We start from the raw sequence: 15,772 nt of genomic DNA, 5'->3' as shown, positions 1-15,772 counted from the left end.
TGATGCGTGACCTGGCCGGCGGCCCGCGCGTTCTTTTGAAACGGCTCCGCGAGCTCATGGCGGAGCCGCTGGAGCCGCAGGAGCGGCTCGACCGCATCGTCCACGACATCGCCCAGAACATGGTCGCCGAGGTCTGCTCGCTCTACATTCTGCGCGCCGATTCGGTGCTCGAACTCTACGCCACCGAAGGCCTCAATCCGAGTTCGGTGCACCTTGCGCAATTGCGGCTCGGCCAGGGCCTTGTCGGCACCATCGCCGCGAGCGCCCGGGCGCTGAACCTGCCGGACGCGCAGGAGCATCCGGCCTTCACCTACCTCCCGGAGACCGGCGAGGAAATCTACAATTCCTTCCTCGGCGTGCCGGTCTTGAGGGCAGGGCGCACGCTCGGCGTGCTGGTCGTACAGAACCGTACTCATCGCCATTACCGCGAGGACGAGGTCGAGGCGCTGGAGACCACGGCGATGGTGATCGCCGAGATGATCGCCACCGGCGATCTCGCCCGGCTGACGCGGCCGGGGCTCGAACTCGACCTGCGCCGCCCGGTCAGCTTCAAGGGCCTGTCCTTCAACGAGGGTGTCGGCCTCGGCCATGTCGTGCTGCATGAGCCGCGCATCGTCGTCACCAACCTGTTCAACGAGGACAGCGACGAGGAGATCGGCCGACTCGAGAAGGCGCTGTCCTCACTCAGGCTCTCCATCGACGACATGCTGTCGCGCCGCGAAGTGGCGTTCGAGGGCGAGCACCGCGAGGTGCTGGAAGCCTACCGCATGTTCGCCAACGACCGCGGCTGGGTGCGCCGCCTCGAAGAAGCGGTGCGCAACGGCCTGACGGCGGAGGCCGCGGTCGAAAAGGTGCAGAGCGACATGCGTGCGCGCATGCTGCACATGACCGACCCCTATCTGCGCGAGCGGATGAGCGATTTCGACGATCTCGCCAACCGGCTGCTGCGCCAGCTCATGGGCCGCTCGCCCGACGACATCGCCTCGTCGCTGCCCAAGGACGCGATCATCGTGGCGCGTTCGATGGGAGCGGCCGAGCTGCTCGACTATCCGCGCGACAAATTGCGCGGGCTTGTGCTCGAGGATGGGGCGGTCACCAGCCATGTCGTCATCGTGGCGCGCGCCATGGGCATACCGGTGGCGGGCCAGGTAAAGGGCGCCGTCTCCATGGCGGAGAATGGCGACGCCATCATCGTCGATGGCGACGAGGGCTCGATCCACCTCAGGCCGCAGCAGGATCTCGAGGCCGCCTACGCCGAAAAGGCCCGGTTCCGCGCCCGCCGGCAGGAACTCTACCGCGAACTGCGCAACAAGCCGTCGCTGACCAAGGACGGCGTCGCCATCGACCTGATGATGAATGCCGGCCTGGCCGTCGATTTGCCGCAGCTCGCCGAGGCGGGCGCCGCCGGCATCGGGCTGTTCCGCACCGAGCTGCAGTTCATGGTGGCCTCGACCTTCCCGCGGGCCGAGGCGCAGGAGCGGCTCTACCGCGACGTACTCGACGCGGCGAAGGGCAAGCCGGTGACCTTCCGCACCATCGACATCGGCGGCGACAAGGTGCTGCCTTACTTCAAGGCCTCGGTGGTCGAGGAGAACCCGGCGCTCGGCTGGCGCGCAATCCGCCTGACGCTCGACCGGCCGGGCCTGCTGCGCTCGCAGATACGGGCGCTGCTGAAAGCAGCCGGCGGGCGCGAGCTCCGGGTCATGCTGCCGATGGTGACCGAACTCGGCGAGATCGCGCAGGCGCGCGAGATCATCGACCGCGAGGTCCGGCACCTGTCGCGCTTCGCCCATCATCTGCCGACCAGCCTGAAGCTCGGCGCGATGCTGGAAGTTCCGTCGCTGCTCTGGCAGCTCGACGAACTGATGCAGGCGGTGGACTTCGTCTCGGTCGGATCGAACGATCTGTTCCAGTTCGTGATGGCGACGGACCGGGGCAACACGCAGCTCTCCGACCGCTTCGACCCGCTGTCGGTGCCGTTCCTGCGCGTGCTCAAGCATGTCGCCGATGCCGGCCACCGCACGCATACGCCGGTGACGCTGTGCGGCGAACTCGCCGGCCGACCGATCTCGGCGATGGCGCTGGTCGGGCTCGGCTACCGCTCGATCTCGATGTCGCCGGCCTCGATCGGCCCGGTCAAGGCGATGCTGGCCGAACTGCCGCTCGGCGAGCTCAAAGCGCTCATGGCCGACAATCTGGCGGGACCGGCGGCCAACCTGCCGATGCGGGCGCTGCTCCACACTTTCGCCGACGACCGCGGCATCCCGCTTTAGGCGACGCGCCGAAGGTCGGGAGTAGCGCTGGCGATCCCCCTTGCGCACATTCGATCAATCCGACAACTCTGGTCAACAATAGGGGCGGTGAGTCGATCCGAATTCACGGGGATTTGTAAGCGATGCCGACAGAGACGCCATTTTCCCTTGTAGGCATCGATCATGTCGTCCTCTTGATCGATGACATGAAGGCCGCACTCAGCTTCTATTACGGTGTCTTGGGCTGCCAGCCCGGCTACTCCTACCCGGAGCTAGGGATGGAGCAGGTCTGGTGCGGATCATCTCTGATCGTCCTATGGGATATCACACATCCCGGAGGTCGGAAGGCAGCTCCCCCGATTTCCGGGGGACGCAATGTTGATCACATCTGCATTGCGACGGGGCCGTTCGATCACCAGGCGATGCGGGCGCATCTCAAGAGCTATGGGGTGGAAATTCACCAGGAGGCTTTTCATGGAGGCGCGCGAGGAATGGGCTATTCCTTCTATATCCATGATCCTTTCGGCAATAAACTCGAGATCAAGGGGCCGGCGGAATATCCTGACGGAAGAGCGACCGTCTCGACCGGATGAGGCTCGCGGCCATCGAGCCTGTCGGCCCCTATTCGTTCACGTAGATCGATCCAAAAGCCGCAAAAACGAAGCGTAGTCGAGCTGACGATGGCGATTTCCGAACACCCGGCGTTTTCCGCTTCCGCCGTCAGAAGGGCCTCGCCGGCGGATATAGACACCCTGGGCGTCATCGCACCCGCTGCCTATGCGGCCGCATATGGATATCTGTGGGACGACAGCGCGGCCTTGGCGCGGCAACTCGCCACCTTTAGCGCCGAGTCTTTCGCGAACCTGCTGGAGCGGGCCGATACCCGGTTGTGGGTGGCCCAAGTAGACAGGTCGATCGTAGGCTTTCTCACCATGGTTGTGGGGTCGTCGAATCCGATCACCGACATCCCAAACGGGGCTGAAATACCAAGGATCTACCTTTTGCCCAGGGCCCAAAGGTTTGGCTTGGGAAGGCAGCTTCTCGACTCCGCGGTTCGCGAGGCGCGGGAAGAGAAACTGGGCCATGTCTGGCTCGATGTGATGGCATCAGCGGAAGACGCGAGAAGAGCCTATCTGCGGTGGGGTTTTTCCGAGCTTGGCCACAGAACGTTCAATAAGCCAGTCAAGGCGGGATTTGCGGATATGATGGTGCTGATCAAGCACCTCAACTAGGCGAAGAGACACCTGAAATTCTTTATTGCTGAGCAAAGCTGGCATTGAATTTGGCAGGGCCGGTTTGGGCGCGCCAGTTCCAGCGCCGTTGCTAAGCTGCCGGAACGCCATAGTTAATTACAATGGCTTGCCGCCCGCCATGGCTTCAATCCGCATCGACGCCAATCGCAAGGGACGACTCGATTGCCCTGACAGTGCGCTTGATCGCGTCGACGTCCAATTGCCTGAAGCCGTTAGCATTGCGGCGTGGAAACGGGCACGAAAATGGTTCCCACGACCGGTGACGGGAGATCACGCGAGGGCGACCTGATCGCCGTGGTGCGCGAGTTCGTGCACGAGCTTCAGCCGCAGCGTGCAAAAGCGGTCGACATCTCGCCGCCGAGCCGGATCGAAAGGGATCTCGGCATCGACAGCCTTGGTCGGACGGAGCTTATACTGCGGATCGAGCGCGCGTTCCGGGTGCGGCTGCCCACTCAAATCGTTGGCGAGGCGGACACGATCGGCGATCTGATCAATGCTCTCGAACACGCCGGCGCCCGACCAGGCTCGGCCCGCGCGGCGCAACCGACCACTGCCCTTCCTCCCGTTCCGGCCGCCACAGAGGCCAAGACGCTCGTCGAGGTTCTGGACTGGCACGTGGCGCAGCATCCCGATCGCCTGCACCTGACGGTCCTGCAGGACGACACAACGGAATTGGGGGCAATGACCTACGCGGAATTGGCGCAATCGGCTCGCACCGTCGCGGCCGGCCTGATCCGCCGCAATGTCGAGCCGGGCGATCGCGTCGCCCTGATGCTGCCCACGAGCCTCGATTTCTTCTCCGCATTCTTCGGCATTCTCTACGCCGGAGCCGTGCCGGTGCCGATCTATCCGCCGATGCGGCTGTCGCAGATCGAGGACCATCTGCGGCGCCAGGCCGGCATCCTGAGCAATGCCGGCGCCCGCATACTCGTCACCATGCAGGAAGGAATGGGCCCTGCAGCGCTGCTGCGCGGACAGGTCGAATCCCTGGACAGCGTCGAGAACGTCGCAAGTCTCAGCACCGAGCCCGCAGCCGCACAACTGCCGCCGGTTACGGACGGTCGCTCGACCGCGCTGATACAATACACATCGGGCAGCACCGGAGATCCGAAAGGCGTCGTGCTGAGCCACGCCAATCTGCTTGCCAATATCCGGGCCATGGGGACGGTGATGGAGGCGAGCTCGGCCGACGTCTTTGTGAGCTGGCTGCCGCTCTATCATGACATGGGCCTGATCGGCGCGTGGTTGGGATGCCTTCATTTTGGCGCGCCGCTCTATGCGATGTCGCCACTGAGCTTTCTCGTGCGCCCGGAGAGCTGGCTCTGGGCCATGCACCGTTTTCGCGCCACCTTGTCCGCTTCCCCGAACTTCGGATTTGAGTTCTGTCTCAACAAGACGGACGACGCCGATCTCGAAGGACTTGATCTGAGCTCGCTGCGCATGGTCGCAAACGGGGCGGAGCCGGTCAGCGTTCAGACGCTGCGCCGGTTCATTGAAAGATTTGAGCATCATGGCTTCAAGCCGGGGGCCATGGCGCCGGTCTACGGCCTGGCCGAGAACACGGTGGGCCTTGCTTTTCCTCCGCCGGGCCGCGCGCCGATCATCGATCGCGTGGATCGTACCGCGCTGACCGGCCGTGGCGCGGCCGTGCCCGCCGGCCCCGACGATCCGAAGCCGCTTGAAATCGTCGCCTGCGGACATCCTCTGCCAGGTCATGAAGTCCGCATCGTCGACGGCGCCGGCTATGAGCTTGGCGAACGCCAGGAAGGCCGGCTCGAATTCCGCGGCCCGTCGGCGACCTCCGGCTATTTCGAGAACGACGCCAAGACGCGCGAATTGTTCCGCGATGGCTGGCTCGACAGCGGAGACAGGGCATACGTGGCGAGCGGTGATATCTATATCACCGGCCGGGTAAAGGACATCATCATCCGCGCCGGGCGTCACATCTACCCGCAAGAGATCGAAGAGGCTGTTGCGGGCATCCCCGGCGTGCGCAAGGGCGGCGTCGTCGTGTTCGGCGCCACCGATCAATCCACGGGAACGGAGCGTGTGGTCGTCGTGGCGGAAACGCGCGAGACCGATGAATCCGCCCGCGCGGCGTTGCAAAAGCGCGCTCATGAGGTCGCAACGGATATCGCCGGGACACCGCCCGACGATATGGTCCTCGCGCCGCCGCGAGCCGTGCCGAAGACATCCAGCGGGAAAATCCGCCGCAGCGCGGCCAAGCAGCTTTACGAGAGCGGGACGATTGGAGCGCCGCAACGCTCGCTCTGGTGGCAAGTCTTGCGGCTGTCGCTTGCGGGAACTGGCCCGCAACTGAAGCGTCTGCGCCGGCTTCTCGCCGACCTTCTCTACGCCGGATGGTGGTGGATCGTCGTGGGTTGCAGCTTCCTGTTGGCATGGCCGGCCGTGATGCTTCTGCCGCTGCTCGACTGGCGCTGGGCCGCGGCGAGGACGATCGCCCGTGCTGCGCTCGCCCTCGCCGGCGTGACCATCACGGCGAGCGGCATCGAGCACATTCCCCGCCGCAACGCGGTGCTCGCATTCAACCATTCGAGCTACATGGACGTCTTGGTCCTGGCTGCGGTTCTGCCGGGAGAACCAGCTTTCGTGGCCAAGAAGGAACTCGCGGGACAGGTCTTTGCCGGACCCTTTCTGCGCCGGTTAGGCACACCGTTTGTCGAGCGCTATGACGTTACCGGCAGCCTTTCCGACGCCGAATCCCTGACCAAGGTCGCCCGGCAGGGGCGCATTCTCGTGTTCTTCCCCGAAGGTACGTTCACGCGCAGACCAGGGCTCTCCGCCTTCTATCTCGGGGCTTTCAAGATCGCGGTGGACGCCAACCTGCCGGCGCTGCCCGGCATCATCCGCGGAACGCGATCCATGCTGCGCGGCGACCAATGGTTTCCACGACGGACGCCGGTCACGATCGAGATCGACGCCCCCATTGCGCCGTCCGGAACCGATTTTGCATCGGTATTGCGTCTGCGCGACGCTGTACGCCAAGCGATCCTGGCGCGCTGTGGCGAGCCGGACCTCGGCGAGATGGTAAAGCCGACACCGACCGAGGCCGGAGCCTGACGGGAGCGCGGCTGCGGCGCTGGCTGGACGCTGTGCGGCGAACTCGCCGGGACCGGTCGTCCTCCGCCCCGCCCCTATGCCACGGGCGCCACCAGGAGCTGTTCGATGAACCGGAAGGCGGCCGGACGGTTCTCCTCCCAGGTCGGCAGGATCTGGTCTGGCGGCAGGATGAAACCGCCTTCCTGGAAGGTGCGCGGCCGGAGTTCGACCGTGAAGGACGGTATGCCGTAGGTCCCGTACGTCCAATCCGTCGTGTCGCCGGCGGTTGGGTAGAGCTCGGAAGACTGCTGCGGGACATAGATCTTGCCATGTACCTCCTGGATCAGGGTTTGCATCTCCTGGGCCATCCCCACCATCTGCTCCCGATGCTGAGCGTCCGGTATCGACTTTTCCGTGTAGCCCCAGGGGTAGAGTATGAGCTGAGAATAGCTGTGATAGGTGATCACGCCGGCGAAGCGTTCGCACCCTACGAGATCGCGGACCGCCTGTGTCTCCGGCTCGGAGAAGGCGCGCGGGCCGACATAGGTCTCGTCGCTCGGCACGTGGCTGGAGGTGGGCACGTCGAGGATGCCCCACATGTAGCCGTAGTTGCGGTTCGGGTCGACGCCGAACGAGCCGTCGCCGTTCCTCCGGCGGTTCTTGCGCCAAAGCCGCTCTTGCGCCCGGCTGTGTTCATGGCCGTCCGGGTTGACCATCGGGGCGACCCAGATTTCGCCGCTCGTCAGCCAGCCTGCGATCGGCGCTTCGTCGGCCCGCTCGACGAGTTCCTTCGCCAGCAGGAAGGGCACCTCCACGGCGATCCACTCGCGCGCGTGGTGGCAGCCCATGAAAAGGAGCTTGGGAACGCCTCCGCGGCGGTCGCCGATCCGCAAGGCCAGGATGGGCCGGCCCTCGATGCTGCGGCCGATCTCCTTCAGCTCGGCGATGTCCGGCCTCGCTTGCGCGAGCTGCCGCAGCTCCTCCTCCAAGGTGGCTGCCGAGTGATACTGCTCCGCCGCCTCGGCGCTGGCGAAGGCGGAGAGGTGCCGCGCCACATCCTCGAGCTGCTCGACGACGTAACCCATGCTGGACAGGCGGTCCAACTGAGCCTCGGTTCCACGAAGGATCAGGTGATCCGGCTTGACCTCCCAAACGTCGATGCCCAGCGGCACCCGAAGAACGTCCCCAAGCGGCTTCTGCGGTCCCGAAGACGTGACCTTGGCGATGAAGTTCATGCGACCATTCCTTCGTTCGATAAAGCCAGCCTTCAGCGCCCCTCCGGTTGCCCGTCGAGGCGATCGGAGCCGGGTGCGCCACTTTCCAGGTCGGTGATCGTGCGGAGGCGCTCGACGCCAGCCACGCGTCGGCGCTCGATCTCGGCAATCGTCTGCTCGGAGGCAGCCGCCACGACGGCGTCAGCTTCCCGTTCCCAGACATCAAGGCTCAGTGGAACCTTCAGGAGATCGTCGACTGTGCGACCCACGACTGGAGTGAGGCGAACCAGCCAGCGGACCGTCGCGCGTCCCGCCATATCAGGTGCTCCTCGGCATACTAGCAGCCTGCCGGGATTTTACCCCCTCCCGAAGTGAGCTGCAACGCCGCGCCCGAAACCGGTAAGCCCATCACGTGCTGTGCAGAATGAAAGTCTCAAAAGAGGTCGACTCCTGCGCTTGCTCGCAGTGGCGACCAATGACCCGTTATGGCGCTGCTTTCCCGGTCGATGGCGGGCGTTACTGTGACAAGACAAGCAGGATATGAGACTATCTGCGAGCAAGCTGGTTGAGGAGTTCCCACCCTCATGAAGCCAATGACCGAAAAGCACCTCGCGGTTCTACGCCGGCACATGGTCGAGATGATTGCAATCCATGCCGACCTTGCAAGCGAAGAACTCGGCAAGGCAGTGCTCGATGAGCGCGTGATGGCGGCGATGCGGCGGGTGCCGCGGCATCGCTTCGTGCCAGCCTCGGTTGCGCCTTACGCCTACCAGGACATGCCGCTGCCGATTGGCTTCGATAAAACCATCTCGCAACCCTTCATCGTCGCTCTGATGACCGATCTCCTGGCTCCCCAACCGCACGAGGCAGTGCTCGAGATCGGCACCGGCCTGGGCTACCAAACCGCAATCCTCGCGGAACTCGCCGGGCAGGTTTGGAGCGTCGAAATCATCGAGGAATTCGCAAGCCATGCCGAGGCTCTGCTGCAGCGCCTCGGCTTCTCCGATATCGGCATTCGTGTCGGAGACGGGTCGCGCGGCTGGCCTGAGCATGCCCCATTCGACAAGGTCCTGGTCACGGTGGCGGCGGAGCGCACACCGCCGGCGTTGCTTGAGCAGCTCAAGCCGGAAGGACGCCTGGTTCTGCCTTTGGGAGCTGAAGACGCGCAGTTGCTGACAGTCATCGACAAGGATGCGGCAGGGCGAATCAAGACTCGGAAACTCATCCCGGTTCGGTTCAGCCGGCTCGAAACGGTCTGATGGAGTGCGAAAATCTGGCCCCACCGCGCCTTCCGATCGCCATGCCAATTGCCAGAATTTCGCGCATCGTCAGCGTTGGCGGAAAGATCGATCCGTTCCTGACGTTTGCCGAACGGCCATCAACGTGATGCCCGTAACCCGAAGCGGTCATTGCCGCTGCACGGCGGCAACGTCGCTAGAGGGTGGGACTTTGTCGTTCTGGTCGACTGCCGGGAGGGACAAAAAGAAAGAGGATTCCTGACCTTGCTGGCACACGTCCGAGCTCTTGAAAAAAAAGCACATCGGCTCGCGACGGGGAGGCGCTGGAACCAGTTCTACTCGATTTTCGGAGGGTTCGGGATTTCCGAACCTTGTAACCCGTCGGGAATCTCGGGCTTGGCTTCGATGTTAAGCCCTCTCACTGCCGCCATGATCTCGGCAGATCGCTTCAACGTTGCATCGTCGAGGGATTTTCCATCGAGCATTTCCGTTATCGCGTTAAGTAGCTTCTGCTCGAGGATATCGAGCAAGTGGTAGTAACCAGAAAACCCGTATTGTTCGATGTAGTTCTTGTATTCCGGCAGCGCCAAAAGCATCAACGGCTTCAGTACGTCCTCCTTCTTGAGGAATTTCGTCGTTCCGAGGGCTAGATTTTTGATAATTACCACCGAGTGTGTCATCACACTCTGGTAAGCGGAGAATAGTACCCAGACATCAGGTGATAGAAACGGCCGCTCGGACAGGACGGATGCCTCAGATGCTTCCTTCCCCAAATCAACCCCAGACAACTGGTTTAGCATCGCTCCAAGGGTCTTTATGCTCGGATCGTCTTTTTCGGCCGCCTTGAACAGCTCTTCCAAATTTAAGCCAGACATAAAATTTGCAGCCATCTTCATGCGGTCGATCGCGACTTTGGCCGCCCAGAGCTGCTCCACTGCCTGCAACCGACGGGCAGCCAGCGCCATTTGTCGGGTTGATCGCAGAGAGAGGGTGGTGTCAGTCAATGTCCTAAGCTGACGGTCCTTTTCCCTCAGATCGGCGGTGAACTGTTCCTCGCTGCGTCGCAATTCAGATTTCAATGTCTCAATTCGCTGGTCGAAATGATGCTGTACGAACCCGGCAACATATTTTCCAACCGCCGCGCGTATGGCTGGCACTGCTAGCGGCAAGAGTATTGTAGCGACCGTGCCGAGGACTGTAAGAACCCATGTCCACATCGTTGGATTCATGCTCATCCTCCTCGAATTTTACCTCTTGAAGGTCAACCTGTCGCAGTCTAACCCATTCCCGCAGTAGTCCCCTGCGCTTCACCGCCTTCAACACATGGTTTCACATTCACTCCGTCACCAGCGCTGTCGGGTCGCGTTGAATGGCGCGGTCGATCAACGTATGCAGCACTGGCCTGAAGGCCGCCCCTCGTTCCTCCGCCACCTTCACCAGTTCCTTCAGCCGGGTAGGGTTGATCGTGCTGCCGCGCGCGGCCAACCATGCATGCAACATCGCTTGGATGATCTCGTCAGCCTTTACCGCAGCCTCGCGCCGAACTTTCCGCCGCCGCCACCGTGCGGGGATGACGACAAGGCGGTATAGGACGTACAGCGCCCACAGCCCGATCACCACAATCGCTGCAGTCTGAAAGCGGTAAATGAGGAGACCGATGGAGACCGCGGGTAGCAGCACCCACCTCGCCAAGAACCCGACGATCGGAAGTGCGATAGCCCACCCTAGTTGCGCTAACTCGTTACCATCACTGAGAATGTAGCTCCAGTTGGGAGTCCCAGTGGCAGCTCCGACCCTTACCTGTTCGGAGACCTCTGCAAGCTCGGTGAACAGGAGGGCGTTGATCACACTGCCATCAATAATGTCGTGCTGAAGCCACGGTCGCTTCAGGTACTTGGCCAGCGCCTTGTCTAAAAGGTCGCTCCTAACAGGGCTGCGGTCGCCGATCCAATTCTTTGGCGGGTGTCTGATATCTTCGTCGGAGGGCCACACCCACAGGCGGCGCCCGACGTATCGCTTCTTACCATCGTCAGGGTCTGGTATGATTCCGCCGGTGTTGATCGCCCAGTGAATGTCGTTCAGAACGTCAATGGCATCCCGAATTTCTCGTCGATATTGAGCATCGTCGTCACCAGCGCGCGCCTGCAACTTGACGAACCAGTCATTCAAGATTTTACGACACTCCCAGCCGCCAGACTCGTCTGTGTCAAACTGTTGGAGAGCCTGCGCCTCAACGGTCTGCAAGCTATCGTCGTCTTCTAAACCGCTTTCTTCTAGATCGTCATCATTTTCCATAATCAGACCAGCACCCCCTGTTCTTGTTGCGACTACGGTATCCGAACTGCTGGCTGTTTTCCATTAAGTTACTCTGGCGTGCGCAGTAGACCCGCACCCTCACCAACGGCGTCGCCTCTATATCCCGGCCAACGAACTGCAGGCGCTATGGCGGTTCTCGTTTCCGTTGAACGTCAGCTCAGGGGTCACACTTCCGACTTAGCGCGAACAAGTCTGGATAGCTGCAACGGGTCGGTCTTTCGCGTTCCGGAAAGCCGCGGAAGGACGCGTCCGGGCTAAGAGGCCAGCTCGTCCGAGAGCAGTGCCCAGCGCTCGTGGTCACACCAGATACCATTGATCCTTAGGTATCGCGGCGAGAAGCCTTCCTTGCGGAATCCGACGCGGCGAACAAGCGCGATGGAGCGAAGGTTTCCGGGCTGGACATTGGCTTCCAAGCGATGTAGCCCGATCTGATCGAAGGAATAGTGCGCCGAAAGCCAAACAGCCTCCGTCATGAGTCCGCGACCTGCGAAGGCGACCGAGCCATAGAAACCGAGATAGGCGTTCTGGAAGCCCTTCCGAAAGATCTGGCTGACGTTGACGACGCCAACGACTTCGCCGGATACTTGTTCCCGAGCGACCAAGCCGACATTCGCGCCTGTAACGATCTCGTCGAACCAGGTCTCAAAACCTTCCGCGTCGGTGAACGGCTGCACCCATGGCTCGTGGTAGGATCGGCTTTGAGCATTAACGCGGATCAACTCGTCGGCATCGGAGCGCGCGACAGGCTTGATGTAAACACTTGTCATTCCAACACTGTAACGGGACTGGAACGGACAGCAAAGGACTGCTGAGGGTCCAACTTGCGCCGTAGCGTACTCGAACCTAAACGGCCAAAGGGGGTCGGCTCCGGCCGCTCTGCCTTGATCGCTTTAACGACCGCTCCTGCGCAACTTACTGGCTCAGGTAGGCCTGCACACGTACGCTTCCCACCACCCCGAAGCGGCCAGAATCTTCCTCTATGCTGCTCCGGGCCGGCAGCCATCTTCCGGCGACATTGAGCTTTTTCGCGATCTCCGATATTGGCAGCCCTCCTGCCAGCCTCCTACATGCTGGCCAGATGGCAACAAGGCTTCCAAGATGAACTCCCTGCCCCGCGACCGCATGGATCAAGTCGTCAAGCGTTTCGAAATGCTCGAAGCGCAGATGTCGGCTGGGCCGGACGCCGACGCCTATGTGAAGATGGCTTCGGAATATTCCGACATCCAGGACATGGTGGCGAAAATCCGCGAGCTGCGCGCCGCAGAGCAGGAGGAAGCCGACCTCCGGGCGATGCTGGCCGATAAGGGGACCGATGCGGAGATGCGGGAACTCGCCGAGACCGAGCTGCCGGCGGTCGAGGAGCGCATCGAGGCGCTGCAGAAGGACATCCAGATACTGCTCCTGCCCAGGGACGCGGCCGACGAGAAGAACGCCATCCTCGAAATCCGCGCCGGAACCGGCGGCGACGAGGCGGCGCTTTTCGCCGGCGACCTGTTCCGCATGTATGAGCGCTATGCCGCCGCGCGCGGCTGGAAGATGGAAGTCGCGTCGGCCAGCGAAGGCGAGGCCGGCGGCTACAAGGAGATCATCGCCACCGTGTCGGGCAAGGGCGTGTTCGCGCACCTGAAATTCGAATCCGGCGTGCACCGGGTCCAGCGCGTGCCTGAGACCGAGGGCAGCGGGCGCATCCACACGTCGGCCGCGACGGTCGCGGTGCTGCCCGAGGCGGAAGAGGTCGACATCGAGATCCGCACCGAAGACATTCGCATCGACACGATGCGCGCCTCGGGCTCGGGCGGCCAGCACGTCAACACCACCGATTCGGCGGTGCGCATCACCCATCTGCCGACCGGCATCATGGTTGTGCAGGCCGAGAAGTCGCAGCACCAGAACCGCGCCCGCGCCATGCAGATCCTGCGGGCGCGATTGTTCGACATGGAGCGCTCGCGGGCCGACAGCGAAAGGTCTGAAAGCCGCCGGCTGCAGGTCGGCTCGGGCGACCGGTCCGAGCGCATCAGGACATACAATTTTCCGCAGGGGCGTGTCACCGACCACCGCATCAACCTCACGCTCTACAAGCTCGACCGGGTGATGATGGGCGAACTCGACGAACTCATTTCGGCGCTGATCTCCGACCACCAGTCGAAGCTGCTGGCGGATATAGCGGAAAAATGACGCGTGATGCGCGCCCCCTCCACCGCCTTCGGCGGTCCCCCTCCCCCGTAAACGGGGGAGGATCAACGCCGGCGACGCCTGTGACCTCGGATCCTCCCCTGCGAAGCGGGGGAGGGGGACCGCCGAAGGCGGTGGAGGGGGCAACTACTTTATCCGAACTTTTGCGTTTCGCCCGCGGCCGCCTGACCGTCCCTTACATCGACGATCCGGCGCTCGAAGCCCGCATGATCGTCGAGCATTTTTCGGGCATCAGCCGCGCCGACGCAATTTCTTCGCCGGATCGCTTGATTCCGGCGGAAGCGCTTGTCGCCATCGACGCGGCGTTAAGACGCCGGCTTGCGCATGAACCCATCCACCGCATCTTCGGCCGCCGCGAATTCTACGGCCTCGATCTCCTGCTTTCGCCCGAAACGCTGGAGCCGCGGCCGGACACGGAGACGCTGGTCGAAGCCATGCTGCCCGTTATTTCCGAGACCGTTGCCCGCAAGGGCGAATGCCGTATTCTCGATCTCGGCACGGGCACCGGGGCGATCGCGCTCGCTTTGCTGAGCAAGATCGAACAGGCTGTGGCGACCGGCGTCGACATTTCCGAAGGCGCGCTTGAAACGGCGGCGCTGAATGCCGGGCGACTCGGGCTCGGCGAACGCTTCACGCCTGTTCGTTCCGACTGGTTCGCAAATATTTTCGAGCAGTACGATGCAATCGTCTCGAACCCTCCCTATATACCGGCCACGCACATCGACAGTTTGCAGGCGGACGTACGTGATTTCGATCCGCGCGGAGCGCTGGATGGCGGCGAAGACGGGCTCGATGCCTATCGCCTGATATCGGAAGGCGCACACCGCTGCCTTGCAGCCGGCGGAACCATCGGCGTTGAAATCGGTTATGACCAGAAGGACGCCGTAACGGGCATTTTCCAACGGGCAGGGTACCGGTTGATAAATGCCGCGCGGGATCTCGCAGGAAACGACCGCGTCCTTATGTTCCAGGAAAGCAGACCGGAGGACGCTTAAAAAAGCCTTGGCAATGATGGCGAATACAGCTAGGGTTGAACTACCGGATGAGACGAAGCAGGCAGTGCTGTTACCAATTCGGTTCCCTTTTTGAACAAGCTGCCTTCTTGCGTGAACGACGCTTTAGCTTCGTACGGGGATCGCCCGGCAAGTGACAGAGACCGGAATGGGATGGCACGTGACGCCAACGCAATCGATGCGGGCGAACACCGTCGGAAAAGTACGAAACGGCTGGCTGCCGAGGCGCCCCCGTTCGTGAAATGTATTTCAAATTGAAGAGAGTCGGATGAGGCCACAACAGCAGAACAGGCGCATGCGCGGTCGCGGCAATAATGGCGGCGGCAACAACAACAATCCCAACCGCAAGGGCCCCAACCCCCTGACGCGCAATTACGAGAGCAACGGACCGGACGTCAAAATCCGCGGTTCGGCTCAGCAGATTGCCGAAAAATACACCACGCTGGCCCGCGACGCCCAGAGTTCCGGCGACCGCGTGATGGCGGAGAACTATCTCCAGCACGCCGAGCACTACAATCGCATCATCGCAGCCGCCCAGGCGCAGATGCCGATCCAGCAGGTCCAGCAAAACCGCGACGATTTCAGCGACGACCAGGACGAGGATCGCGACGAGTTCGAGGCTGCCGGAAGCGCCGCGCCGGCCAATGCCGCCAACGAGGCGCAGTCCCAGCCCGCTCCATCGCATGTCGCGCCGGTGAGCAATGGTTCGGGCCCGCAGCCGGTTATCGACGGGACTCCGGCCGAGGTCGCCTTGAACGCGGAAGCCGCCGGCGCGCCGAATGGCGGCGCACGCCACCGGGAGCGTCGCCCGCATACGCCGCGCCCCCCGCGCCCTGAGGCCGGCCCTGCCGCCGAGACCGCTGCTCCCGAGGCTTCCCAGGTGAATAACGACGAAGGCGAGCAGGATGCGCCTCCGCGCCGTGGCCGCCGGCCGCGCCGCGGCGAGCGCCGTCCCGATCAGGCCGCGGAAGCGGGCTCGGGCGGCAATGAACCCGCAGGCGATGCCGGCCAGGCGACGCCCGCGGCGGAAACCTCCGGCGGCGATGCGGCTCTGGAGCCTGTCGAGAGCTGATTTTCGCGACGGATAGATTCACGTAGATTGTGCGGCGGGGACGAAAGTCTCCGCCGCTTTTTTATTGCGTTCCGCCGATCTTGAGGGAAATCGACGCGCGCCCCATATCCTTGCCATAGTGAGCCTGGCTTGAAGAGCAGGCTCGTCACCCAAAGCCGATC

The 15,772-nt window shown here is 62.7% G+C and carries 13 protein-coding genes; 8 read left to right on the top strand and 5 right to left on the bottom strand.

Annotated features, from left to right (window positions below):
- The first annotated feature begins 2 nt into the window (after positions 1-2).
- The 4 genes from ptsP to G6N73_RS10320 all read left to right on the top strand — a co-directional run bounded on the left by ptsP (position 3) and on the right by G6N73_RS10320 (position 6,586).
- Positions 3-2,273 carry a phosphoenolpyruvate--protein phosphotransferase gene (ptsP, locus tag G6N73_RS10335; protein ID WP_165027162.1) on the top strand — a complete coding sequence of 757 codons (2,271 nt, stop codon included), beginning with the start codon at positions 3-5 and terminating at the stop codon, positions 2,271-2,273.
- A 122-nt stretch (positions 2,274-2,395) separates the two neighbouring features.
- Complete coding sequence (locus G6N73_RS10330; RefSeq protein WP_165027159.1) at positions 2,396-2,845, top strand: VOC family protein; 450 nt, start codon at positions 2,396-2,398, stop codon at positions 2,843-2,845.
- A gap of 87 nt (positions 2,846-2,932) precedes the next feature.
- Positions 2,933-3,484: a GNAT family N-acetyltransferase gene (locus G6N73_RS10325; RefSeq protein WP_165027156.1), complete on the top strand. Its 552-nt coding sequence runs from the start codon at positions 2,933-2,935 to the stop codon at positions 3,482-3,484.
- Positions 3,485-3,748: 264 nt separating this feature from the next.
- Positions 3,749-6,586, top strand: a complete 2,838-nt coding sequence (locus tag G6N73_RS10320; RefSeq protein ID WP_165027153.1) for an AMP-binding protein — start codon at positions 3,749-3,751, stop codon at positions 6,584-6,586.
- 74 nt (positions 6,587-6,660) lie between these two features.
- On the opposite strand, the gene G6N73_RS10315 is transcribed toward G6N73_RS10320, so the two are convergent.
- Entirely contained in the window at positions 6,661-7,800 is a 1,140-nt protein-coding gene (locus tag G6N73_RS10315; RefSeq protein ID WP_165027150.1) for a M14 family metallopeptidase, read from the bottom strand.
- Positions 7,801-7,832: 32 nt separating this feature from the next.
- On the bottom strand, positions 7,833-8,096 hold the full coding sequence (locus G6N73_RS10310; protein ID WP_165027146.1) for a hypothetical protein: 264 nt from the start codon (positions 8,094-8,096) through the stop codon (positions 7,833-7,835).
- 267 nt (positions 8,097-8,363) lie between these two features.
- Between G6N73_RS10310 and G6N73_RS10305 the strand changes: the two genes are divergently transcribed.
- Positions 8,364-9,038, top strand: coding sequence for a protein-L-isoaspartate(D-aspartate) O-methyltransferase (locus G6N73_RS10305; protein ID WP_165027142.1), 675 nt, complete (start codon positions 8,364-8,366; stop codon positions 9,036-9,038).
- A gap of 314 nt (positions 9,039-9,352) precedes the next feature.
- On the opposite strand, the gene G6N73_RS10300 is transcribed toward G6N73_RS10305, so the two are convergent.
- The 3 genes from G6N73_RS10300 to G6N73_RS10290 all read right to left on the bottom strand — a co-directional run bounded on the left by G6N73_RS10300 (position 9,353) and on the right by G6N73_RS10290 (position 12,100).
- Entirely contained in the window at positions 9,353-10,246 is an 894-nt protein-coding gene (locus G6N73_RS10300) for a hypothetical protein (protein ID WP_165027138.1), read from the bottom strand.
- Between the two features lie 106 nt (positions 10,247-10,352).
- Positions 10,353-11,312: a hypothetical protein gene (locus tag G6N73_RS10295; RefSeq protein WP_165027135.1), complete on the bottom strand. Its 960-nt coding sequence runs from the start codon at positions 11,310-11,312 to the stop codon at positions 10,353-10,355.
- A gap of 275 nt (positions 11,313-11,587) precedes the next feature.
- A complete protein-coding gene (locus tag G6N73_RS10290) occupies positions 11,588-12,100 on the bottom strand; it encodes a GNAT family N-acetyltransferase (protein WP_165027133.1) in 513 nt (170 codons plus the stop codon).
- 331 nt (positions 12,101-12,431) lie between these two features.
- Between G6N73_RS10290 and prfA the strand changes: the two genes are divergently transcribed.
- The 3 genes from prfA (at position 12,432) to G6N73_RS10275 (ending at position 15,611) form a co-directional block, all read left to right on the top strand.
- Positions 12,432-13,508 carry a peptide chain release factor 1 gene (prfA, locus tag G6N73_RS10285; protein WP_165027130.1) on the top strand — a complete coding sequence of 359 codons (1,077 nt, stop codon included), beginning with the start codon at positions 12,432-12,434 and terminating at the stop codon, positions 13,506-13,508.
- A 131-nt stretch (positions 13,509-13,639) separates the two neighbouring features.
- Positions 13,640-14,521, top strand: coding sequence for a peptide chain release factor N(5)-glutamine methyltransferase (prmC, locus tag G6N73_RS10280; protein WP_165027476.1), 882 nt, complete (start codon positions 13,640-13,642; stop codon positions 14,519-14,521).
- A 286-nt stretch (positions 14,522-14,807) separates the two neighbouring features.
- Positions 14,808-15,611, top strand: a complete 804-nt coding sequence (locus G6N73_RS10275) for a DUF4167 domain-containing protein (RefSeq protein WP_246251868.1) — start codon at positions 14,808-14,810, stop codon at positions 15,609-15,611.
- Positions 15,612-15,772: the final 161 nt, after the last annotated feature.

It is taken from the genome of Allomesorhizobium camelthorni, from assembly GCF_011045125.1.
Classification (GTDB): Bacteria; Pseudomonadota; Alphaproteobacteria; order Rhizobiales; family Rhizobiaceae; genus Allomesorhizobium; species Allomesorhizobium camelthorni.
This window is presented reverse-complemented; position numbering and strand designations above follow the sequence as displayed.